This is a genomic window from Anabaena sp. CCY 9402-a (assembly GCF_963920945.1).
Classification (GTDB): domain Bacteria; phylum Cyanobacteriota; class Cyanobacteriia; order Cyanobacteriales; family Nostocaceae; genus Trichormus; species Trichormus minutissimus.
Window position 1 is genome coordinate 1 of sequence record NZ_CAWUDL010000090.1, and the last position, 21,765, is coordinate 21,765.

The 21,765-nt window shown below is 41.3% G+C and carries 21 protein-coding genes and 1 pseudogene; 11 read left to right on the plus strand and 11 right to left on the minus strand.

Annotated elements, in window-relative coordinates; translation table 11 throughout:
* Nucleotides 1–132: 132 nt before the first annotated feature.
* Entirely contained in the window at nucleotides 133–765 is a 633-nt protein-coding gene (locus tag ACM0OR_RS24275) for a glutathione S-transferase family protein (protein ID WP_414579071.1), read from the minus strand.
* Between the two features lie 203 nt (nucleotides 766–968).
* Here ACM0OR_RS24275 and ACM0OR_RS24280 point away from each other — a divergent pair, with 203 nt between their 5' ends.
* The 3 genes from ACM0OR_RS24280 to gatC all read left to right on the plus strand — a co-directional run bounded on the left by ACM0OR_RS24280 (nucleotide 969) and on the right by gatC (nucleotide 2,697).
* Nucleotides 969–1,670 (plus strand): SOS response-associated peptidase, encoded by a 702-nt coding sequence (locus ACM0OR_RS24280; protein WP_414579072.1) that lies wholly within the window; start codon nucleotides 969–971, stop codon nucleotides 1,668–1,670.
* A 128-nt stretch (nucleotides 1,671–1,798) separates the two neighbouring features.
* A complete protein-coding gene (locus tag ACM0OR_RS24285) occupies nucleotides 1,799–2,320 on the plus strand; it encodes a photosystem I assembly protein Ycf3 (RefSeq protein ID WP_190700084.1) in 522 nt (173 codons plus the stop codon).
* Nucleotides 2,321–2,406: 86 nt separating this feature from the next.
* Nucleotides 2,407–2,697 (plus strand): Asp-tRNA(Asn)/Glu-tRNA(Gln) amidotransferase subunit GatC, encoded by a 291-nt coding sequence (gene gatC, locus ACM0OR_RS24290; RefSeq protein WP_190700087.1) that lies wholly within the window; start codon nucleotides 2,407–2,409, stop codon nucleotides 2,695–2,697.
* Nucleotides 2,698–2,898: 201 nt separating this feature from the next.
* Here the strand turns inward: gatC and ACM0OR_RS24295 are convergent, their stop codons facing one another.
* The 3 genes from ACM0OR_RS24295 to ACM0OR_RS24305 form a co-directional block, all read right to left on the minus strand.
* Nucleotides 2,899–3,771 (minus strand): 4-hydroxybenzoate solanesyltransferase, encoded by an 873-nt coding sequence (locus ACM0OR_RS24295; protein WP_414579073.1) that lies wholly within the window; start codon nucleotides 3,769–3,771, stop codon nucleotides 2,899–2,901.
* Nucleotides 3,772–3,906: 135 nt separating this feature from the next.
* Nucleotides 3,907–5,697, minus strand: coding sequence for an ABC transporter ATP-binding protein (locus tag ACM0OR_RS24300; RefSeq protein WP_414579074.1), 1,791 nt, complete (start codon nucleotides 5,695–5,697; stop codon nucleotides 3,907–3,909).
* 53 nt (nucleotides 5,698–5,750) lie between these two features.
* On the minus strand, nucleotides 5,751–7,493 hold the full coding sequence (locus tag ACM0OR_RS24305) for an ABC transporter ATP-binding protein (RefSeq protein ID WP_414579084.1): 1,743 nt from the start codon (nucleotides 7,491–7,493) through the stop codon (nucleotides 5,751–5,753).
* 279 nt (nucleotides 7,494–7,772) lie between these two features.
* Between ACM0OR_RS24305 and ACM0OR_RS24310 the strand changes: the two are divergent.
* Nucleotides 7,773–7,973, plus strand: a pseudogene (locus ACM0OR_RS24310) (helix-turn-helix domain-containing protein); the annotation flags it as partial.
* Between the two features lie 179 nt (nucleotides 7,974–8,152).
* Here ACM0OR_RS24310 and ACM0OR_RS24315 read toward each other — a convergent pair.
* Nucleotides 8,153–8,506: a transposase family protein gene (locus ACM0OR_RS24315; RefSeq protein ID WP_414579085.1), complete on the minus strand. Its 354-nt coding sequence runs from the start codon at nucleotides 8,504–8,506 to the stop codon at nucleotides 8,153–8,155.
* Here ACM0OR_RS24315 and ACM0OR_RS24320 point away from each other — a divergent pair.
* Nucleotides 8,439–8,846, plus strand: coding sequence for a transposase (locus ACM0OR_RS24320; RefSeq protein WP_414579075.1), 408 nt, complete (start codon nucleotides 8,439–8,441; stop codon nucleotides 8,844–8,846). The two genes, ACM0OR_RS24315 and ACM0OR_RS24320, sit on opposite strands and share 68 nt — an antisense overlap.
* A gap of 110 nt (nucleotides 8,847–8,956) precedes the next feature.
* Nucleotides 8,957–9,157 (plus strand): DUF190 domain-containing protein, encoded by a 201-nt coding sequence (locus ACM0OR_RS24325; protein WP_414579086.1) that lies wholly within the window; start codon nucleotides 8,957–8,959, stop codon nucleotides 9,155–9,157.
* On the opposite strand, the gene ACM0OR_RS24330 is transcribed toward ACM0OR_RS24325, so the two are convergent.
* Complete coding sequence (locus ACM0OR_RS24330) at nucleotides 9,130–10,674, minus strand: aminotransferase class I/II-fold pyridoxal phosphate-dependent enzyme (protein ID WP_414579076.1); 1,545 nt, start codon at nucleotides 10,672–10,674, stop codon at nucleotides 9,130–9,132. The genes ACM0OR_RS24325 and ACM0OR_RS24330 overlap by 28 nt on opposite strands.
* 385 nt (nucleotides 10,675–11,059) lie before the next feature.
* Between ACM0OR_RS24330 and ACM0OR_RS24335 the strand changes: the two genes are divergently transcribed.
* Both ACM0OR_RS24335 and ychF read left to right on the plus strand, forming a co-directional pair.
* The gene (locus tag ACM0OR_RS24335; protein ID WP_190708829.1) at nucleotides 11,060–11,233 is read left to right on the plus strand and encodes a hypothetical protein; all 174 of its coding nucleotides are present in this window, start codon (nucleotides 11,060–11,062) and stop codon (nucleotides 11,231–11,233) included.
* A 38-nt stretch (nucleotides 11,234–11,271) separates the two neighbouring features.
* Nucleotides 11,272–12,363, plus strand: a complete 1,092-nt coding sequence (gene ychF, locus ACM0OR_RS24340; RefSeq protein WP_414579077.1) for a redox-regulated ATPase YchF — start codon at nucleotides 11,272–11,274, stop codon at nucleotides 12,361–12,363.
* A gap of 144 nt (nucleotides 12,364–12,507) precedes the next feature.
* On the opposite strand, the gene ACM0OR_RS24345 is transcribed toward ychF, so the two are convergent.
* Entirely contained in the window at nucleotides 12,508–13,425 is a 918-nt protein-coding gene (locus tag ACM0OR_RS24345; protein ID WP_414579078.1) for a hypothetical protein, read from the minus strand.
* 163 nt (nucleotides 13,426–13,588) lie between these two features.
* Here ACM0OR_RS24345 and ACM0OR_RS24350 point away from each other — a divergent pair, with 163 nt between their 5' ends.
* The gene (locus ACM0OR_RS24350) at nucleotides 13,589–14,686 is read left to right on the plus strand and encodes a glutamate--cysteine ligase (protein ID WP_414579079.1); all 1,098 of its coding nucleotides are present in this window, start codon (nucleotides 13,589–13,591) and stop codon (nucleotides 14,684–14,686) included.
* Nucleotides 14,687–14,805: 119 nt separating this feature from the next.
* Here the strand turns inward: ACM0OR_RS24350 and ACM0OR_RS24355 are convergent, their stop codons facing one another.
* Together ACM0OR_RS24355 and ACM0OR_RS24360 are read right to left on the minus strand one after the other, a co-directional pair.
* Entirely contained in the window at nucleotides 14,806–16,668 is a 1,863-nt protein-coding gene (locus ACM0OR_RS24355) for a peptidoglycan D,D-transpeptidase FtsI family protein (RefSeq protein WP_414579080.1), read from the minus strand.
* Nucleotides 16,669–16,713: 45 nt separating this feature from the next.
* On the minus strand, nucleotides 16,714–17,388 hold the full coding sequence (locus ACM0OR_RS24360; protein ID WP_414579081.1) for a hypothetical protein: 675 nt from the start codon (nucleotides 17,386–17,388) through the stop codon (nucleotides 16,714–16,716).
* A gap of 415 nt (nucleotides 17,389–17,803) precedes the next feature.
* Between ACM0OR_RS24360 and ACM0OR_RS24365 the strand changes: the two genes are divergently transcribed.
* Together ACM0OR_RS24365 and ACM0OR_RS24370 are read left to right on the plus strand one after the other, a co-directional pair.
* Entirely contained in the window at nucleotides 17,804–17,962 is a 159-nt protein-coding gene (locus ACM0OR_RS24365) for a hypothetical protein (protein WP_190708816.1), read from the plus strand.
* Between the two features lie 236 nt (nucleotides 17,963–18,198).
* A complete protein-coding gene (locus ACM0OR_RS24370; RefSeq protein ID WP_414579082.1) occupies nucleotides 18,199–18,522 on the plus strand; it encodes a hypothetical protein in 324 nt (107 codons plus the stop codon).
* A 130-nt stretch (nucleotides 18,523–18,652) separates the two neighbouring features.
* On the opposite strand, the gene ACM0OR_RS24375 is transcribed toward ACM0OR_RS24370, so the two are convergent.
* Both ACM0OR_RS24375 and ACM0OR_RS24380 read right to left on the minus strand, forming a co-directional pair.
* Nucleotides 18,653–19,975 carry a CO2 hydration protein gene (locus ACM0OR_RS24375; protein ID WP_414579083.1) on the minus strand — a complete coding sequence of 441 codons (1,323 nt, stop codon included), beginning with the start codon at nucleotides 19,973–19,975 and terminating at the stop codon, nucleotides 18,653–18,655.
* Between the two features lie 106 nt (nucleotides 19,976–20,081).
* The gene (locus tag ACM0OR_RS24380; RefSeq protein WP_323267956.1) at nucleotides 20,082–21,584 is read right to left on the minus strand and encodes an NADH-quinone oxidoreductase subunit M; all 1,503 of its coding nucleotides are present in this window, start codon (nucleotides 21,582–21,584) and stop codon (nucleotides 20,082–20,084) included.
* Between the last annotated feature and the right edge of the window lie 181 nt (nucleotides 21,585–21,765).

The following is a 21,765-nucleotide window of genomic DNA, read 5'->3' on the forward strand; positions in this document are numbered from 1 at the left end:
AAATTCTCCGAGAATTTGGTAAAAACTATGTAATTAATTTTGTTTAGCTACTTAATAGTCTTAGTTATTAGTCATTAGTCAATGGTGATTGGCTTGTCCCCTCTCACCTGTCACCTGTCCCCTATCCACCTACTACCAATCCAAGCATAGTTGAGGTTCATGAAAAATACTGATATATCCTGGTTGGGCTTTGACTCGTTCTAGCCAAGCTTGAATTGCAGGGAATTGTGTTAAATCAAACCCTCCTTCATCAGCAACATGAGTATAAGCAAACAAAGCAATATCAGCAATGGTGTAACGCTCATCTACAAAAAAACGATGATGATGTAAATGATTTTCCATTACTTTTAAGGCTGCATAACCCGGTTCACGCATTTGTTCTATGTCGGTATGATATTCCTCAGCTTTCCCTAAAATAGACATCCAAAATCTTGATTTAGCAATATATGGTTCATGGCTATATTGTTCAAAAAATAACCATTGCATTACTTGTGCTTTTAAATAGCGATCATAAGGTAGAAATTCTGTATTCTCGCTCAGGTACATCAATATAGCATTTGATTCTGCTAAATATTTTTGTGATTCAATTTCTAAAACTGGTATCCTACCGTTAGGATTTTTACTCAAAAATTCTGGTGTGCGGCTCTCTCCTTTTAAGATATTAACTTCTACTCTTTCAAATGGCATACCCATTTGTGTTAACAAAAGACGTATCTTGTAGCCGTTACCTGAAAGTAAAAAATCGTACAAACGTAATGCTTCCATGTACAAAATATAATAAAGAATGTGTTTACGATTAAAGGTCTAAAATACAATATCTTACAAAATTATTTTTATCAAACAGGATATTTTGTCGAATTTAATATGTTGATATAGTAAACATTAATTATCTGGAAAAATAAAAATATTAGTAATATTTAATGTCGTAATTTAAATGTTTTATTTTATGCAATAGGCAGAAAAAAACTATGTGTGGAAGATTTACTTTAACCCAGACAGCAGAAGCATTAGCTGAAATTTTTCATGTTCAATCAGTGCAAAATTTGGCTGCACAATATAACATTGCACCTACGCAAATGGTGGTGACGGTTTTACATAATCATGAAGTTAATCAACGTGAATTGCAGCAGTTACGCTGGGGTCTGATTCCTTCATGGGCTAAAGATTCCAGCATCGGCTCAAAATTAATTAATGCCAGATCAGAGACTGTAGCCGAAAAACCCTCTTTTCGTTCCGCCTTCAAGCACCGACGCTGTTTAGTGGTGGCTGATGGTTTTTATGAATGGCAAAAACAACAAGGTACAAAACAGCCATTTTACTTTCGTCTCCGAGATGAACAACCCTTTGGCTTTGCGGGTTTATGGGAAAAATGGTGTTCCCCTGGCCAAGAAGAAATCATCTCTTGTACAATTTTGACAACAGCAGCCAACGAATTATTGCAACCAATCCATGATCGGATGCCAGTAATTCTTGACCCCAAAGATTACGATTTATGGCTAGATCCTGAAGTCCAGACACCCCAACCACTACAGTCCCTATTATCTCCCTATCCAGCCGTAGCGATGACCGCCTACCCTGTGAGCAAACTGGTCAATAGCCCAAAACACAACAGCCCAGAATGTATCATCCCAGTCAACGAGCAGAACACCCACCCAAATCAGTTAAATTAGCTATTGAGTGTACTAAAGCAATGGCGAATGGCGACTAGGAATTAGGGAAAAGGAAAAGAATCACCAATACCCAGTCCCTAGTCCCCAGTCCCCAATCCCCAGTCCCCAGTCCCCAACCAGAGACGAATATGCCAAGAACGCAAAAAAACGATAACTTTATTGATAAATCCTTTACAGTTATGGCGGATATCATCCTGAAGATATTGCCAACTAACAAAAAAGCCAAAGAAGCATTCGTTTATTACCGAGATGGGATGTCCGCCCAGGCAGAAGGTGAGTATGCCGAAGCACTAGAATATTATGAAGAAGCCCTCACCCTAGAGGAAGACTCCAACGATCGCGGTTATATTCTCTACAATATGGGTTTAATTTATGCCAGTAATGGCGACCACGACAAAGCTTTAGAACTCTATCACCAAGCTGTTGAACTCAATCCTCGCTTACCCCAAGCCTTAAATAATATCGCTGTAATTTATCACTATCAAGGTGAAAGAGCCAAAGAAGGTGGGGATCATGACGGCGGCGAAGCACTATTTGACCAAGCCGCAGACTACTGGATTAGAGCTATCCGCATGGCCCCCAATAACTACATTGAAGCCCAAAACTGGCTCAAAACCACCGGACGGATGCAAATCGACGTATTCTTTTAGTCATTAGTCCAAAGTCAGCAGTCTACAGTCTAGGTGATAATTAACTGTCGACTGTTGACCATTAACTATTAAACCTTAAACAAACCATGATTGACCAGGAACAAGTTCATAAAGTCGCCCTGCTAGCTCGGTTAGAATTGACTCCAGAAGAAGAAGAACAATTTACTACTCAGCTAGGCAGTATTTTGGATTATGTCGAGCAGTTGAGTGAGTTGGATGTTAGTGATGTACTGCCTACAACACGGGCTATTGACGTCAGCAATGTGACTAGAGAAGATGAATTACAACCATATGCTGACAGAGAAGCCATTCTCAACAGTGCGCCTGAACAAGAAGGCGAATTCTTTAAAGTGCCAAAAATTATGAATGCTGATTAGTTGTTAGTGATTAGTCAATAGTCATTAGTGTTGACTGTTGACTGCTGACTAATAAACGAGGAGGAAATCATGGGTTTGGGAATTCTCAAGGATGGTCATGGGGTAACATTTTTTGCCTCTTCAAAATCCTCTGCATCTACTTGACATATGACTTGTGTATACACGGTAGGTCTTTGGAGAGGGGGTTTTCCATAGCCTGCTCTAAAAAGAACCTATAATCATTCCACCCAGTAAAATAAAACCAATCCAAACGTTCTGACGGAACATTTGCCCATAAACAGGATTAGGTAATTCTGGTTTCCTTAGTTGGAGAAACTGCCAAAACCAGCCAATAGTCCCAATCGTTAAACTAATCCAAAAAGCTAATTTGAGGTGAATAGCAACACCTAGCCACCCTAATAAAGCGATCGCACCCGCAAAGAATATACCAATGGCCACAGGGGCGTAATCTCCAAAAAACAAGGCACTGGAATTAACACCAATGCGGCGATCATCTTCGCGATCGCTCATGGCGTAAACTGTATCAAATCCCAATGTCCACAACAAAGTAGCCCCCCACAATAACCAAGTGGGTTGAGAAATATTCTGTGTGACTGCACTCCAACTAATTAACACCGCAAAACCCCAGGCGATTGATAATACCAATTGTGGTACAGGGAAGACACGCTTCGCACCTGGATACAACAGAATCACCGGGACAGCCGCCACAGATAACCAAAAACTTAAGGGGTTGAGATAAAAAGCTAGCACCGCCGCACAAGCTAAGGCGACAATCCCCACCCCTATCCCCACTTTTACAGATAACGCACGGGAAGCCAAGGGGCGATCGCGGGTTCTTTCCACTTCTGGATCAATATCCCTATCCCACAAATCATTTACCACACACCCAGCCGCACTAGTGGCGAGAGTACCCAAGATAATCACCCCCACCAATGCTAAAGGCGGCTTACCAGCAGCAGCCAAAAATACTGCCCAAAGTGCAGGAATCATCAAAATCAAACGTCCTTCGGGTTTATGCCACCGCAAAAGCCGGATAATCGTCAGCCAGACTGGTTCTTGGTTACGTTCTAACATAGGGTTGGGGATTGGGGACTAGGGAAAAGAAAGAAGGGGGAGCAGGGGGAGCAGGAGGAGAAAAATACAATGCCCACTCAAAACTCATTACTCAAAACTCATTACTCAGCACTCAGCACTCAGTTGGTAACTTTGTCAATTAACTTCCTCGGTTGTCGCACCCAACTGGAGAGCATAGAGATTGGCATAAACACCTTGCTGGTCAACCAGTTGTGCATGAGTACCCCGTTCGACAATTTGGCCTTGCTGAATCACTAACACCTGATCAGCTTGGGTGACGGTGCTGAGGCGGTGAGCAATGACAAAACTAGTACGACCTTGCAATAAACGAGCGATCGCATCTTGTACGAGTGCTTCGGTACGGGTATCTATGCTACTGGTTGCTTCATCCAGAATCAAGATGCGGGGATTGATTAACACGGCACGAGCAATACTGATTAGTTGTCTTTGTCCTTGGCTTAGAGGCGCACCTCGTTCACCCAACTTAGTGGTGTAACCCTGTGGCAGAGAGGTAATAAACTCATGCACATTCGCCATTTGTGCCGCCGCTTCAATCTCGGCTTGAGTGGCATAAGGCGCACCAAAAGCAATATTTTCCGCTACAGTTCCACTAAACAAAATATTATCTTGCAAGACAATGCCAATCTGACGGCGTAGACTCGCTTGGGTGACACTACGCACATCAATGCCATCAATTTTTACTCCACCATCAGACACATCATAAAAACGCAATATCAGGTTAATAATTGTCGTTTTACCTGAGCCAGTATGCCCTACCAATGCCACCATCTGTCCTGGTTGAGCGTGTAAATTTACACCTTTAAGAACTAATTGTTCTGGGCTATAACCAAACTTGACATTCTCAAATATCACCTCACCTTGAATGGCAGGCATTTTGGTAGCATTAGGTGCGTCTTGGAGTTGGGATGGTTCATCCAACAGCAGAAAAATTCGCTCTAGTCCGGCAAAGGCTGACTGAGCTTGGGTGTAAAACTGACTAAGGATTTGGATGGGGCGGAAAAACTGCTGCACATAAAGTAAAAAGGATGTCACCACACCGACTGTCGCGCCTCCTGTGACAGCGAGATAGCCACCGTATGCTAGTACACCTGCTGTAGCTAGAGTGTTAAGAAAGTCAATCGACGGTAAAAAGGCCGAAGTAATGGCTACCGCTTCCACGTTGGCATCACGATTAGCCGCATTGAGTAGATCAAATTCTGCAATGTTGAGATGTACACGATTAAATGCTTGTGCTTCTCGCACACTGCCAATATCTTCTTCTAACTTGGCAGAAAGTTTCCCAATTGTCTGTCGTGTAACGCGAAATTTAGTCCTCGCCCACCGAGCAAACAAGCTAGTGGTAAAAATCATCAATGGTACAACTAAGTTGCTTAACAGGCCGAGTTGTAGGTTGATTGAGAGCATCGCAATCACAATGCCAACCAAACTAAAAGTATTGCCTAGCATTTGAGCAACGGTTTGTCCAAAAGCTTGATTGACAGTATTCACATCATTGAGCAGCCGACTCATTAAATCGCCAGCTTCACTGCGGTCAAAAAAGCTGAGTGGTAGACTCTGGATTTTCAGAAAAATATCTTGTCTCAGTTGCGCCAGCAATCGCTGCATAATCCAACCGACACGAATAATTTGACCCCGGATTGCCCAGATACCAAATCCGTAGATTAAAGCTAGTAGCCCTAATAGCCGCAGCAACCCCTGCAAATTCCCCTTGATTATCAGGTTATCAACTGACCAACCTAGTAAGAATGGCCCCAAAGCCTGGGTAGAAGCACCGATTAATACTAATGTCAGTGCTATGGGAATTTCTTTTTGAAAGGGGCGCAAGTATCGTAAGAAACGCCGGATGGTTGAGAGTTGTGGCGTTTCCTTCTGTTCGGATGCAATCATTGGGACTTTACCTCTCATCAGAATTTTGGATTTTAGATTTTGGATGAAAAGACTTAAATCAGAATTTGTTTCTAACTTTTCGCTGTCTTCTTAACTTGAGATTCTAAAATCGCACCGTAGAGTGGGCTGGTTTGCATTAATTCCTCGTGAGTGCCTTGGGCTACCAATCGTCCTTTATCTATAAGAAAAATGCGATCAGCATTCTTAACGGTACTAATGCGTTGAGCCACAACAAAAGTTACACAAGCTTTTTGGCGCATCATGTCGTCTAATGCGGCTTGAATTTCGGCAGCAGTTTTGGCATCTACAGCCGAGGTACTGTCATCCAAAATCAGAATACTATAATCGGTGAGTAAAGTCCGAGCGATCGCAATCCGTTGTTTTTGTCCTCCAGATAAACCAACGCCGCGTTCACCAACGATTGTCTCGTAACCATCCGGCAGACTGGTAATAAAATCATGGATTTGGGCAGTTTTGGCTACCTCAATTATTTCTTCTAATGCTGCCTTGGGTTTGGCGTAGGCGATATTCTCACGCAGAGTACCAGAAAATAATGTAGTTTCCTGAAATACAATACCAATGTGTGTTCTCAAACTTTTGAGTGTAAAATCACGCACATCCCGCCCATCAATACGAATCGCTCCCTTGGTGACATCATAAAAGCGAGGAATCAAGTTCATGATTGTACTTTTGCCAGAACCAGTCATCCCTAAAACAGCAATTAGCTCTTTAGGCTTAGTTTCAAAAGATACATTTTTCAGGATTTCGGTAGTCGCGCCAGGATAGCGAAAGGAGACATTTTCAAATGTGATTCTGCCGCCACAGGTATCAAAGGCGATCGCATCGGGGCGATCGCGAATATCGATTGTGGCATCTACCACCTCGTAGATGCGTGCAGCAGAAGCACCAGCTTGGGCGATCGCAGGTGCAGCAAAGCCTATCAGCAAAATTGGTTGGAAAATCAATACTAGATAGGAGTTAAACGCCACTAGTTCGCCAATGGAAAAGCTGTCCCTCATGACTTGCGCTCCTCCGTAGCCAAACACCGCCAGCGTCACCAAATTACTCAGCAAAAAGATAAACGGAAATGTATTCCTGATGGCGCGAATTGTCTTCATGTTAGCCGTGACTAACTCATCATTGAGGCTGGTATAACGCGACTTTTCCGCCGACTCCCGCACGAAGGCTTTTACTACCCTGATGCCAATTAGATTTTCTTGCAATACAGCATTTAGATCACTAAGTTTTTCTTGTACCTGTCGAAATATTTGGTCGTTACGGGTAACGAATCGCCCCATCAACCACGCAGATAACGGTACTACTGTCAGAGAAATCAGTGCTAGTTCCCAATTCATCACCAGCAAAAGTACCGCAATAGCCACCAATGTTACAATTCCACCGATGACTTGAATCAAACTAGTACCAATAAAGGTGCGGATTTGTTCAATATCACTGGTGACGCGGGTTAATAGTTGCGAAGTCTGTGACTGGTCATGATAGCTAAAACTGAGATTTTGAATCTTGCTGAAAATCTTGTTGCGTAGGTCATAGGCAACGCCTTGAGAAGCTGATTCTGCTAAATAACTTTGACCAAAATTAAATACACCACGAGTGATCGCTGCTGCTACCATCCAGGCAGCACTGTATATAACTATTTGTAAATCTTGCTTGACAATGCCTTGATCTATTCCCCAGCGAAATAATTGGGGAGTAATCGCATTTGTAACTGTCAAGAGCAGTAGACTGATCAAAGCTCCCAGCGAAATCCATCCGTAATTCCTCAAACTCTCTAGCACACGCCAGATTGCTTGCATTGATGAATTTTCCTGGTGTTCTGCCGGTGCAACCACTGGAATTTCTCCCTGATGTGTTTTAAAACTTAACTATTACGCCGTAAGTCCCCCACTGAATTTGGTACTCCGAATCAGTGGCGGGATATAAGGTGGTTGATAAGGATTGCATCTAAGATTAATTTTTTGCACAGCAAAGACAAATATTAGATGTATGACGAATCAACAATTATTTTCTTTTCAAGAAGCTTAACATAATATATATATCATGCTAAGGTAAATTCATCAAGGAGGTGATGTTAAGTGTTGCACAAGGTTGTACAAGTTCGTTTATATCCAACAACGGGGCAAAAAACATTATTGGAGCAGACTTTTGGCTGTTCTCGATGGTAGTGGAATTATGCCCTAAATAAGTCGATTGAGACTTACAAAGAAACAGGGAAAGGACTTACACGTGCAGCACTCAACGCATTTCTCCCAACGCTCAAAAAAGCCGAAGATACAAAAGACTTGTCCATAAAAGATAAAAAGCTGACTGTGAAGGGATTATAGGAGATATAACTGAGATAAAATAGTTATCATTGCTGAACGTAAAAATCACGGTTTAGGGATGAAAATAGAAAAATTATCAAAAGTTTCTCAAAACAGAGCTTTCTAAAAAAGTAAATGTTCAAGCGAATGATTCAAATATCATGACTTAGTATAAATGAAGCATTTAGATGTAACCTAACTAATCCACATACCGTCTTTAACACCTGACTATAACGATGTCGAGCTAGACGAAATCTATCACTGGCTACGCGAAAAATTTTCACCCTACATATCAGATGTTCCACAAAAATCCTTCTAGAAGATAATTTCTTATTCTCTGATTTTTGCGTTTCTGAAAGTTCGGCTTTTTTGGGTTTCTTGTCAGGTGTGGTAATAAGTGCTTCTCCTATATAAGCTTTATCTCCTAGAAATCTTTGTTTGGTATCCAGGGTTTTTCGATTATTTCTAAATAAGGTAATATCGCTAGGAGCTAATCTATCTTTAATAAGACACTCCGCTCGTTCTAAAAGAGGTAAAAGAGCGCATGGCTCACGACCTCAAAAACGCTCTCATAATGTCTCTATAATTGGAGCAATTGCTCTCAAAGGCGTGATTAGTCAATATAGTATTTTAGGAGCATATGACGGGCTGAAATTTGATGCTTACAGTTCTCGAAAATTAGTTCCAAAGCTGTGGGAAGGTGCTTGTGTAATCATGGATAATTGTTCAATTCATAAAGGTGGAGAGATTGAGAAATTAATCGAATCTGCTGGAGCTAAATTAATTTATTTGCCACCATATTCTCCTGATTTTTCACCAATTGAAAACTGTTGGTCAAAAATTTAAAATTTACTACGTTCTATTGGAGCTAGAAGTTATCCAGACTTAGCAAAAGCAATTAAAACTGCTTTTACTCAAGTCTCGTTAAATAATATTCATAATTGGTTTACCCATTCTTGCTACTGTACTTCACTAGACTGAGAAACGCTATAATTGACCATGAAGAAGCGATCTCTAACTTTATTTCTTTGGTTCAAGAGATGGTAAAAGATGGTTTAGTGACATTAAAAACTGTGGAAATTACCCCTCATACCCCCTCTTTAAATATTAAAAAATCTGCAAATAAAACTCAATTCTTTACTACTTTTAAAGTGTGAAAGTTAGTATCATGACAACCAGTGATAAATCCACCTTGATGTTGAATGTGCTGTAAATATTCCAGTACAGATTTCGTAATAACCTCCCCAGGTATTAACACAGGAATACCTGGGGGATAGGGACAGACAACTTCTGCACAGATGCGATCGCACGTCTCTAATATAGGTAATATTTCACTAGCCGCAAAAAAAGCCTCACGGGGAGAAATTCGCTTTAACTCTTGCTCCCCTTCCCTTGTAGGGAAGGAGTTGGGGATTAGGTTCGAGAGTTTGGTAGGGTGCGTCAGTATGTATATTTTCTGGGTATAGTTAGGTTCTATCACACTGACGCACCCTACATTGTGGATATTTTTTTGTCTGGAAGTCCCTAAACTCATTAAACCCTCCACCAACTGCTTAATATCATCTGCTGTATTCCCCAAACTAATAATAAAAGTAATATTTTGCAGTGTCGCAAACTCCGCCGTTACACCCTGTGCATCTAATAGTTCTTCCACTTCAAATCCCGTCAAACCCAAACTAGAAACCGTAACAGTTAACCGTGTTCTATCCAAATCTACAAACCCAGGTGAGAGACATCCCTTTTCTGGTAACTGCAAAACTGATAACCCTGATATTTGACTGATTCTGCTTCTGGCATCTTCTGCAAGCTGCAAAGTGCGAGACATGAGTTGTTTCCCATCTACCGCCATTTGCTGACGCGCCGCATCTAGGGAAGCTAACAATACATAACTGGGACTAGTGGACTGTAAAAGTTGCAAAGCTTTACTTACTCGGTCAATATCTATCCTCTCACCTTGGACGTGCAGCATTGATGCTTGTGTCATCGCACCGAGTACCTTGTGAATTGACTGTACAGTTAAATCTGCACCGGCGGCTAAAGCTGGGGTAGGTAGTTGGGGATGAAAAGCAAAATGTGCGCCGTGGGCTTCGTCTACCAGCAAAGGAATATGATATTCATGGGTAATTTGAGCGATCGCCTGTAAATCTCCACAAACGCCGTAATATGTCGGGTAAACTGTCAACACCGCCTTAGCATCTGGATGTTGTTGCAAGGCAACTTGTAAGCTATCAGGTGTGATACTGTGGGCAATATCTAAAACTGGGTTATATTCAGGGTTAACGAAAATTGGGATTGCACCAGAAAGAATTAAACCAGCGATCGCAGATGAATGCACATTACGCGGCAAAATTATCTTATCCCCTGCACTACAAGTAGCCAAAATTGCCGCCTCAATTCCACAAGTAGAACCATTGACAAGAAACCATGTTTGGGAAGCACCAAAAGCCTCAGCTGCTAACTGTTGCGCCTGTTGAATTACCCCTTGAGGTGCAGATAAATTATCTAAATCAGCCAATTCTGTTAAATCAACACCAAACACATCCCTACCCAACAAATCAGCCAAAGGTTGAGCAATTCCTCGTCCCCGCTTATGTCCTGGGGTGTAAAAAGCAGCGTGAGGACGAGCAGCACAGTTTTTCAAAGCTTCTAGTAAAGGTGCTTGGTTTTGATTCATTAATCTGACTCGTAAATTAAGTTTCTGACTTGTAAATCAAGTTTCTGACTCGTAAATCAGGTTTTTGTCTCGTAAATTAAGTTTTTGACTCGCAAATCAAGTTTTTGACTCGCAAATCAAGTTTCTGACTTGTAAAGCTGTTATTATCACCAACGAATTAGATAGCGGTGGGAAATTGAAGACAGCCACCACAGTTATTTTTTCCAGAGTGACGCAAGGCTCTAAAAGGGATTAATCCTTTTCCCATCCCCTATTACCTAATTCCATTTGTTTATTGCTCTGTTTCTAGCTAAAATAACACTTTTGGGCATAGCTATTTGGGGAGATGTCAACAATTCAAGTTTTCATCTAGTTTGAGAAGGTTGAATAATTTATCAGATGAATCATGATTCGACCTACAGCTATTACTATCCCCGAACCGCAAATTCCCAACCCTGAGCCAAACCCATTACCAGAACCAACACCAACACCGGGGCCTACAATTCCCCGTCCCTTTCCTGAGCCTGTACCAGAACCAGTACCTGCTCCCATTCCCCAGACAATACCCAAACCTGTTTAGTTTTTCTCTGTAAACAAACTCAAAATCGTACATCTAAAATGCTAAGAGCCGGAATTGTCGGACTTCCTAACGTCGGAAAATCTACTTTATTTAATGCTGTAGTTGCTAACGCCAAAGCAGAAGCAGCTAATTTCCCATTTTGTACCATTGAACCAAATGTCGGCGTTGTTGCAGTACCCGATGAACGCTTAAACGTGCTTGCTAAAATTTCCGGTTCAGCACAAATTATTCCCGCACGAGTTGAGTTTGTAGATATTGCTGGCTTGGTAAAAGGTGCTAGCCAAGGTGAAGGACTGGGTAATCAGTTTCTCTCTCACATTCGGGAAGTTGATGCGATCGTTCATGTGGTACGTTGTTTTGAAAATGATGATATTATCCACGTTGCCGGTTCAGTTGACCCAGTAAGAGATATTGAAATCATTAATCTAGAACTAGGTTTAGCAGATTTATCTCAAATCGAACGTCGTATTGAACGTACCCGCAAGCAAGCACGTACTAGTAAAGAAGCACAATTTGAAGTCACAATCTTAGAAAGATTAGCTGTGGCTTTAAATGAAGGTAAATCAATCCGTCAAGTCAGTTTAACTGATGAGGAAGCCGAAATTATTCAAGGCTTAGGAATGCTGACCAATAAGCCAATTATCTACGCTGCTAATGTATCTGAAGATGACTTAGCAACAGGTAATGATTTTGTGGAACAAGTGCGAAAAATTGCATCTCAAGAAAATGCTCAAGTCGTAATTGTCTCTGCTCAAGTAGAAGCGGAATTAGTAGAATTACCAGAAGAAGATAAAGCTGATTTTCTTGAATCTTTGGGTGTAAAAGAAGGTGGTCTAAAATCTTTAATTACTGCAACTTACACCCTCTTAGGTTTGCGGACATATTTTACCTGTGGGCCAAAAGAAACCCGCGCTTGGACTATTCATGCTGGGATGTCAGCACCTCAAGCAGCAGGTGTAATTCACTCTGACTTTGAACGCGGCTTTATTCGTGCTGAAACCGTTGCTTACAATGATTTAGTAACTAACGGTTCAATGAATGGAGCAAAAGAAAAAGGTTTAGTGCGGAGTGAAGGTAAAGAGTATACTGTACAAGAAGGGGATGTAATGTTATTCAGATTTAACGTCTAATTGTAGAGACGCGACTTATCACGTCTTAATTCATCACTTTTTGATCTATCCCACTTCCAAACCTGGGTTTCAAAGTCTCTCTCCTGCGAGGAGAGAGATTTAGAGAGAGGTTTTCCAGATACCGTGAAAAGTTAGATTTCATGTTTACAAAACATCATCACCCAAAAAGTAAATATAACCGCCTAAATTTTCATCATCTGTACCCACAACTACACCACCATCTGCACCGGGAATAAGTTCTATAGCCTCAATTTTGTGGTAGTTAAACCGTTGTAGAGGAAATAGTTGGCTGTTTTGTCGCCAGACAATTCTGTTGCTACGTAAACCCATATAACCAGCAACATAAACAGCAGATTGAAATGGCCCATCATCTCCTGTGTCACTTGCTGCGGTGATGTATAAAATCCCTGCTGTATCTAGTTTTAGGTCGGAAATATGCCGCACATTGCTAGAAGGAAATGGTACTGTTAGCTGTGTAGAACCTGCGGGAATAATTTGATATGTAGCTAAGTCAAATAATCCCCAATAAATAGTTGCTGGTTGTTTATCTTCGCCTCGATGCGCCCAAACAGCTACTAATTTACCTTCAATATTTTGTAGGGTAAACGCTTCAAAATTACTTCCTGAAGGAATGTTTGGTAGTTCAAATACTTTGATAACTGAGATAGTTTTTTTTATAGGTTCTAATTGAAAATCATAAGCTTTACCAGCACTACTTAAAGCTATAAACCTTGAGCCTGTGTTACCGGGAATAGATGTTAAAGCTTCTAAGTCTATGGGTAATTCTGTGTTACTTGGCCAATTTATAGGTAAATATTCTGGTTGGTTCTTACCTTTAATACTAATAATTGCTAGACGACCTTGATTTTTTTGTTTGTTGTCATGGACAATAAGGAAATCAAGTGAGGAACTTTGCTGGTTTAACAGTGACATACCACTGATACCAAAGGTAATACCACCGCGAACAGGTCGCCAAGTTTGTGCCAAAACTTGCTGAGATATCAGTAGTAAAGACCCTAAAATCAAGATTTTTAGAATCAATTTATGTTTAAGTTTTTTCATTAATAGTTCTGCTGTTGAATGTAATAAAAATAACACAGAAGTAGCGATCGCCTGAGAAACTGCAAAGGCACAAATATTTTACTGATAAGAGTTAATCCGCCACCATACTACCTTGGTGTATTATATTCTGGTGAACTTATTAAGAATATTTCCTATTTAATTTATGACTTTCTTATTTGGTGTTGAACATGAAGTAGCTTTCCTCAACCGAGATGGAAAGTTCGCAGATTTTACTTGTACAAAATTTGCCGATTTCGCTCAAATTATTGATAGACTACCCACTTACGCTGATGACCATCTGCAATTGCGTGTGGGTGATGCTGGTATTAGAAGCAAGAGATGGTACATCGAAGGATTTGAAAGATTCTCCGATTCTGATAAAGTAATCGATTGTACCTCAAAAGGTATAGAAATTAGAACCACAATACACTCTGATATTCAGGGAGTGATTAAAGAATTAACTACCAGTTTTGAATTATTACGTGAGGTAGCTGGTGAATTGGGATTTTTACCAGTGTTAACTAGTTTTAATCCCTACAAAACAGTTTTTGCACCCTACCCACCTTTAAATAATTATGAAATTAAGCAGTTACAGGCTTATCCTGATGAACAAACTGCTTACATTTATATGGTGACATACGGGCCAGACTTAAATATTTCCGTGCCAGATTTACCTATTGAACAGGTAATTGATATTGGTAAAAAGTTGACTTATTACAGCCCTTATATTGTGCCTTTTAGTTATAGTTCCCCTTTTTACAACGGCACACTTTGGGAAGGATTATCAGTGAGAACATTTATCAGAACTGGCAAAAGGCCTGCGGCTTTAGTATTTGTTCCAGAAGAGGAACAATTAATTAAGAGTGCGCCATCGTTAACAAAAATTGCCCGGCTACCAGCCGAGATAGGTCGCATTGAATTTAAAGCTTTTGACAGTTGTGACGATTTTTCTACCTATGCGGCATTATTGGCATTATTAAAGGGTTTAATATTAGATAAATCTTTATTTGGTAGAGCAATTACACCCGACGCATCTCTACATCAAATTTCAGCAAAAGAGGGCTTTGACAACAAAGATATATTAATGAATGCTAGAGAAATTTTGCAAGCGGCAGAAGTTTCTCTGGGAGATGATCCAGATGTGGAATTGTTAGCACCATTGAAATTAATGTTAGAACAACGACAAACAAAATCTCACCAATTAATAGAGCTTTTCCAGCGTGTAGGTTCTATCGAAGATGCGCTCAAGCAAACTTATTAGTAGGGGACAGGGGACAGGGGACAGGGGACAGGGGACAGGGGACAGGGGACAGAGAAGAAGAGCGCAGTCAATTACGAATTACGTTAGCGGAGCGGGACGTTAGTCCATTACGAATTGTTTTAATCTTTGACTGTTTCTTTATTACTATTTTGAGTGGATTTTGGCTCAATTTCTTGGCTGGGGGGAATCTTTTCAATGGGAATGAGTGCATTCATCACAGCCTTAACAATGGGGGCTGCAACCGTTGAACCATAAGCATTTGTGCCTTTTGGTTCATCTACCACAGCCAAAATTACATAGCGGGGAGATTCCACGGGTAAAATAGCGACAAAACTAGTAATTCTTGCCCCAGGAATATAACCACCATTCGGGCTAGCTTTTTGGGCTGTGCCGGTTTTGCCTGCAATACGATATCCAGGAATTTGGGCAGCCTTACCAGTCCCTACAGTAACGACAGTTTCCATCATTTCCACTACTGTTTGAGCTGTAGTAGTTGAGAAAATTTGGCGTGGTGCGGGGCGAGTAGGTGTGTAGTGAGTTTGTCCCTTGCTATCAATTAACCCTTGGATGACGTGAGGTGTCACCAACTTACCACCGTTAGCTAACGCACCTTGCATTTGTACTAGTTGTAATGGTGTGAGAGAAAAACCTTGCCCAAAGGAGGTGGTTGCATTCTCAATTGGTGAACGAATAAATATTTCTTGATTTTTGAGTTTACCACTAGCTACAGAGGGTAAATCTGTATCAACTGGTTGTCCTACCCCCAAACGTTCTAGCCAGTTGTAATACACCGATGGTTTTAATTTTTGGATGATTTTCACCATGCCAATGTTGCTAGAATTTTGGAGAATTTGAGCAATACTAATCTGCCCATAACCGTTAAGTCCAGCATTTCTGATAGTATATTTACCTATTTGAATTGCCCCAGGGTCATTAAATGTATCATCTGCTTTGATTACACCATTTTCTAGTGCGATCGCTACATTCAAAGGTTTAAATGTTGATCCCGGCTCATAAAGATCCGAGACTGTCCAGTTTTTAAATAAGGAAATATCTGCTTTAGAGTATTCATTGGGGTTATAGGTAGGCTGAGAAACTAGGGCTAAAATAGAGCCATCCAAGGCATCCATCACAATTACTGCCCCACGTTTGCCCTTAAACTGTTCCAGTTGTTCTTTGAGTGCCGCACGGGTAGCCCTCTGGAGACGACTATCAATAGTCAATTTCATCCGTAAATCATCGGAAGTTAAGAAACCTTCAGAGGCATTATCTGGCATCACCGCCCCATTTCCAGATCGGCTTAAGCTCACAGTTTTTTGAGAACGCTCTAACCACTGGTCTTGGGAGTATTCCACACCAGCCTGACCACGACGGTCAACATTTACGTATCCCACGATATCAGCCATTAAATCACCCTGGGGGTAATATCGGGAATATTTGGAAATCAACTCTAAACCGTTTAAGCGTAATCCCTTCACCTGATCAGCAATGGTTTCTGGTAAAGCAGAGGAGAGTGTAATGCCACTTTTTTGCCTTTGAAAAACTTTGACTAACTCAGCCGGAGTTTTATCTAGAAACGGGGCTAGTTTTTCAGCGATCGCTTCATTTGTTTTGTCAAACAGCTTGGGGTGGGCATACACGGTATAGACAGGACGGTCAATAGCTAACACATTATCATTGCGATCGACGATGAGGCGACGGGGCATATAAGGGCGCAATTTCACCATTTGCTGGTTTTTAGCTCTTTGGGTGAGCTTTGTCCCTTGAATAATTTGTAAGTTATACAAATTGATTGCTAACCCCAGACCCGCAGCCATCAATATCCCCCAAACAGTCAATAATCGAAATTTAGCATTTGATATTTGCTCTGGATTCGATGGGAGATTGGCTTTCATCTCAATGTTTCTAGCCACTCTTTGCCGCCCGGTAAATTCGGGCTTACGCAATTTTCTAAACTTTAATTTATTTGATGATTTTTGCATTCTCCTACTCAGCTATTATTTGTGTTGTGTCTTGTTTCCTGTTAATTAATATCCCGGTGGGGAAGAAATGGGCGACTGTATTTTTGATGGTAGTTTTGTACTAGGAGATAGTACATCAGTTTGATGACTTGCTGGAGGAAGAAAAATAGTATTAGCAGGAGTTGGCGATACTAGACCAGTTTTTGAGTTTTCTGCTTCTTCAGCTATTTTGTTGGTTAGTGTCGCATTAGTTGTTGTCATCTGTCGCTCATGACGTTGGAGGTTTTGCAGCCTGCGATAGTTTTGATCCCAAAGGTCTTGAGCATAGACTGTGCATCCATATACAACTAAAGTTGCTGCTACTAATAAGAACGCTACTACTGAGGAATGACGATTTAAGGTATGCAGTCGCAATAACCATAAAGGCATGGCTGTGGCAGTAGGGACTACAGGCACATTGAGAAATTTTGAGTTTGAGCTTCTTGGTTTAGGACTTGACCGACTTGTAGGATGAGATATCTGAGATGATTTTAAATTTTCTCTGCCGGGAGTGACGGGAAGCGAGAGATTTTTCGAGGAGTGTCGTTGTCTTGTGCTAGGTATTGATGTGGTTTGAGTCACATCTATAGAAGCATTCTGCACTGTTGATTCTAAACGTGCCGATTGACGCTTTCTGCGCCTGGGAGTAGAACCTTGTCCACTTCCCGGTTTAGCAGTATTTGATTTGCGAACAGCAGTCATAAGTTTTTGCGATTAGAAATAATGTATTGTAGACTGATTATTCATTTTTGCTAAGGTTAGGCTCACCCGCCTTGTCACAAATACAAATAACACATTGTATAGATGGGTATGACATCTCAAGTATGGCAACCTCAAGCTCCTAGGGGCAAGAGTCGGCAGAAGATAGCTTCATCCTGTTATGCCTGTTGCCTCAACTATTGATTTTTCTTTTTTAAATGTCAATTCATCTCAACTTAGTTGGCTCTGAAATCTAAGCTACATAATGAACTCAGATATAAAACTAATCCCAATAAACTTAGCTCAAAGTATAGCTTTTGAATATGTATGGGCAGGGTTTTAAAAAATAAGCAACAAATAGGTTATCGTATTCAACAGGCGAAATTTTTTATTGCCGCAATTGGTGAAAGAGGAGTTTATGAAAACAAAAATCTTTGGTTTTGCATTGATGTTAACTCTGGCTGGGTTTCTAGGAGCTTGTGAAGGTACTCCTGACACAACCACTACCCCTGCTGCTACCCCTAATGAGCCAGCAGATACAGGTGCTACCCCTCCTGCTACTCCCGCTACCCCATAGAAGATAATAAATGGGTTTAAGACCCCCACTAAATCTTCTGGAGCAAGACGCTACGTGAATGATTTAGTGGTATTCCTTAAAGGGAGGCTGCGCGTAGCGTGCTTCGACCTGGGATTGCAATCAGTGGAGGGTTTAAATTCCCCACTGATTGGTTCTAAGGGATTATAAATTCTCTACTTATCTCAAGAAGCGATCGCTGCGTAAGTATAGTACAGAGTTTTAAAATATACTAAATAATGAAGTGGATCAGGTTTTCCGTTTTTAGCCTCAGTAGTATCATTGTGGTGTGGTTGAGTAGTCATTTGGGAACACCTGCAATGGTCGCAGACGCACTACCACCGATAGAAGATACACCAGAAGAAATATTACGTACAGAAATTATTATAGATGCGCGATCGCCTATAGATGGTAAACCGCTCACACCTGTCGAATACGCACAACTACAAGAACAGCTACAAGTTAGCCCACCGCCTAAACTGAGTCAGAATTTACGGCAAACGGTTTTTTTGTTACGGTTACGGAAAGTTTTACTTCAAGTTTTCCCGTTTTTGGATTTGTAAGGGTGAAATTTAAACGCAGAGGGGAGGCAGCGCGTTGGGCGGCTTTGCCGACTTGAAGCGACTGCCGTAGCGCGGAGGGTTGAATCCTCTTCCCCTCATCTGCTGTCACCTGTCACCTGTCACCTGTCACCTATCGATAATCTTGACTTTGGATGTCTCGCAGACGGGCGGCGTTACGCATATTATATTCTGTGCGGGTAAAGCGGTTGAGTTGGGCTTCAAAAAATTCGCGGTTGGCTTGCAGGTGTTTGGGGTTGGGGTCGTCTAGGGGATATAATAAGGCAGTTCGTAATGCTTGAATTACCGCAGAGGTAACGTTATACATGGAACGTTGGAAGGTAATACCTAACTGAATTAGGATATCTTCTTCTCCGCGACAATATTTTTGGTAATAATCTACAAGATATTGGGGTAAGAAATGTAACATATCTTGCATTAATAATGTCGGTGGAATCCCTGCTGTACCTACGGGAAATACATCGGCGTAGAGAATGCCATAATGAAAGTCTTTTTGGTCATCGGGTACTTGACCTGCTTGGGCATTATAAGATTTCGTGCCTCTAAAGGGGGCTGTGCGGTAAAATACAGCTTCTACGTAGGGTAGTGCGGCTTCGTATAGCCAGGTAAAACCTTTAGATTTGGGAATAATTTCGTAGCATTCCCCACGAATATACACATGATGATAAATCGGACGACCAGCGATCGCAAATATGCCATTAACTAAAAAGTTCATCGCGTCGGGGACACCTTTAAAGCCACCTTCATCATAGATATCCGACATCTCAAAGAATACCGGGGCCATGACTTCCCAGAATAAGCCGAGGTTTGAGTAGTAAGACATCTGGCGACACTGTTCTAAAAACATATCGGGGAACAGCTTGTACATTCCCAGCATGACTGGGTTGCCTTGAAAGTACGCTTTAATTGCCCTGTCTGCATTGGCTTTGTATTCTTCCGAGTCGAGGTAAGCATCAAATTGGTTAACTGGGGCATACATCTGACGATGCCACAGCATAGCCCGCATACACGCTTCCGCAAATTCCATGTTAATGCGATCGTGTAATAAATGATGCAATAATTTTGGCATCTTGACGGTTTCACCCTTTTCCATAAATGCCAATAATTCAGGGTGGGCAGTTGCTTCACCGCGCCAAATTCTTAAATCAGCATCATCACCAGCATAGTGATTATGTCTGTCTAAATATTCTTGGGATATAAAATATTTGAAAAAAGGAAAAGGATTTAAAAATTCCTGTTCAGCGATATACAGCAAGTCACGCCAATAGAAATCCATCGGTACAGCATAAGCTTTATAAATACCGATAATTTGCATCAAATTCTCTGGCGTATCTGGCAACATCGAACCGCCAGCTTCTAGGCGATGAATGATATCAGCAAATTCATGCTGGGACGGAGGTAATTTTGTAACAGGTTTATCTGGAGTTTGTACCATTGCAATTTCTTAGATAATAAAATTAACCTCTGTGTCTCTGTGCCTCTGTGGTTAAGAAAAATTTTTTCACCACAGAGACACGGAGACACAAAGAAAAATCGATTTCTTACTGCTTCAAAGCCACTTGAGAGACTATGGTTTTTTCAATAGGAGGAATTGTTGCTATCATTGCTGTGGTTGTGTTTTCACTCCAACGCACCAACCAAGTGGGTTGTATACCTAAAAAGATAATCAGGGATGCCAAAACTAAGGCGGGTATTTTCTCAGCCCATACAACTTTGGGATAATAGGCGAGGTTATCCAACTTGCCAAAGCAGGTACGGTTGAGGAGGATGACAAAATACACTGCTGTTAAACCGCTAGAGGCTACACATAACAGCGTTGGCAGTGGGAAGACGGAGAAGCTACCTTGAAAAACGATAAATTCCGCGATAAATCCTGTTAAACCGGGAATTCCAGCACTCGCCATACCACTGAGAACTAGTAGCGCACTAATTAAGGGTAAACCACGAATGGGACTCATTAAACCATTGAGTTTGTCTAACTCCCGTGTACCTACTTTCGCTTCTACAATCCCTACTAGGTGGAATAGAATTGCCAGAATCAAACCGTGGCTGAACATTTGGGAGACAGCACCAACTAGTGCTAAAGCAGTGCTAGAGGCACTAGCCAGCAATACATAGCCCATGTGACCGATAGAGCTGTATGCTACCATGCGCTTGATATCTTTTTGCGCGATCGCAATTACTGCCCCATAAATTGCACTAATTGCCCCCCAAATGGCTAAGGTTGGTGCAACGACACTCCAAGCTTCGGGAAACATTCCCATCCCAAACCGCAATAGCCCATAAGTTCCCAACTTCGCCAACACGCCACCTAACAAAATAGCGATGGGTGCGGAAGCTTCAACATAAGCATCGGGTAGCCAAGTATGGAAGGGAACAAGGGGAATTTTGATGCCAAACCCTAAGATAATTCCGACTAAGAGGATGAATTGCAAGCTGGCGGAGAGAGTTTGTGTAGATACGGCATCGAAGGCAAAGCTGGTAGAACCAGTTAAAAATACCATGCCTAAGAAAGTTGCCAGAATCAAAGCACCGGAAACAGCCGTGTAAATTAAGAATTTGATGCCTGCATAAGCCCGTTTTTCTCCTCCCCAAATGGAAATTAGTAAATAAAACGGGATTAATTCTAGTTCGTAAAACAGGAAGAACAGCAATAAATTTTCTGCTAAAAATGCTCCAGCAACGCCACCACTAATTAATAAAATTAGAGAGTAAAAAAGTCTGGGGCGGTGAGTTTCTTTATCACTGCTGTAAATCGCAATCCAGGTAAGTAGGCTATTGAGTATCAACATCAAAATTGATAACCCATCAACGCCTAATTGATAACTCAAACCCAAGGTTTCATTCCAAGGGAGATATTCTCGAAACTGCATCCCTGGATTGCTGATATCAAATTTCAGCAAAATAAACAAGTTCCAAAGTAAAACTATGCCGGCAATAGTTAAAGATACTAATCTCACCCGACTAGCTGGAACAACTTTACCAGGTAAAAACCCGATAATTATAGCACTTAGAATTGGTATCCAAATTAGAACACTTAGCATATAGCAGTCCGCTTTGATTTTGGAAATTACTTGCTTAGGAGGGGGAATTAGGTGACAGGGGACAGGGGACAGGTGATAGGGGAAAAGAAAGCAGGGGAAGCAGGGGGAGAAAAATACAATGCCTACCTACTCATTACTCATTACTCATTACTCATTACTCATTACTCATTACTCATTACTC

Excerpts from the sequence above, each read along its gene's own strand:
- ACM0OR_RS24275 (WP_414579071.1), bottom strand. The coding sequence starts at position 765 with ATGGAAGCATTACGTTTGTACGATTTTTTACTTTCAGGTAACGGCTAC.
- ACM0OR_RS24280 (WP_414579072.1), top strand. The coding sequence starts at position 969 with ATGTGTGGAAGATTTACTTTAACCCAGACAGCAGAAGCATTAGCTGAA.
- ACM0OR_RS24285 (WP_190700084.1), top strand. The coding sequence starts at position 1,799 with ATGCCAAGAACGCAAAAAAACGATAACTTTATTGATAAATCCTTTACA.
- gatC (WP_190700087.1), top strand. The coding sequence starts at position 2,407 with ATGATTGACCAGGAACAAGTTCATAAAGTCGCCCTGCTAGCTCGGTTA.
- ACM0OR_RS24295 (WP_414579073.1), bottom strand. The coding sequence starts at position 3,771 with ATGTTAGAACGTAACCAAGAACCAGTCTGGCTGACGATTATCCGGCTT.
- ACM0OR_RS24300 (WP_414579074.1), bottom strand. The coding sequence starts at position 5,697 with ATGAGAGGTAAAGTCCCAATGATTGCATCCGAACAGAAGGAAACGCCA.
- ACM0OR_RS24305 (WP_414579084.1), bottom strand. The coding sequence starts at position 7,493 with ATGCAAGCAATCTGGCGTGTGCTAGAGAGTTTGAGGAATTACGGATGG.
- ACM0OR_RS24330 (WP_414579076.1), bottom strand. The coding sequence starts at position 10,674 with ATGAATCAAAACCAAGCACCTTTACTAGAAGCTTTGAAAAACTGTGCT.
- ACM0OR_RS24335 (WP_190708829.1), top strand. The coding sequence starts at position 11,060 with ATGATTCGACCTACAGCTATTACTATCCCCGAACCGCAAATTCCCAAC.
- ychF (WP_414579077.1), top strand. The coding sequence starts at position 11,272 with ATGCTAAGAGCCGGAATTGTCGGACTTCCTAACGTCGGAAAATCTACT.
- ACM0OR_RS24345 (WP_414579078.1), bottom strand. The coding sequence starts at position 13,425 with ATGAAAAAACTTAAACATAAATTGATTCTAAAAATCTTGATTTTAGGG.
- ACM0OR_RS24350 (WP_414579079.1), top strand. The coding sequence starts at position 13,589 with ATGACTTTCTTATTTGGTGTTGAACATGAAGTAGCTTTCCTCAACCGA.
- ACM0OR_RS24355 (WP_414579080.1), bottom strand. The coding sequence starts at position 16,668 with ATGCAAAAATCATCAAATAAATTAAAGTTTAGAAAATTGCGTAAGCCC.
- ACM0OR_RS24360 (WP_414579081.1), bottom strand. The coding sequence starts at position 17,388 with ATGACTGCTGTTCGCAAATCAAATACTGCTAAACCGGGAAGTGGACAA.
- ACM0OR_RS24365 (WP_190708816.1), top strand. The coding sequence starts at position 17,804 with ATGAAAACAAAAATCTTTGGTTTTGCATTGATGTTAACTCTGGCTGGG.
- ACM0OR_RS24370 (WP_414579082.1), top strand. The coding sequence starts at position 18,199 with ATGAAGTGGATCAGGTTTTCCGTTTTTAGCCTCAGTAGTATCATTGTG.
- ACM0OR_RS24375 (WP_414579083.1), bottom strand. The coding sequence starts at position 19,975 with ATGGTACAAACTCCAGATAAACCTGTTACAAAATTACCTCCGTCCCAG.
- ACM0OR_RS24380 (WP_323267956.1), bottom strand. The coding sequence starts at position 21,584 with ATGCTAAGTGTTCTAATTTGGATACCAATTCTAAGTGCTATAATTATC.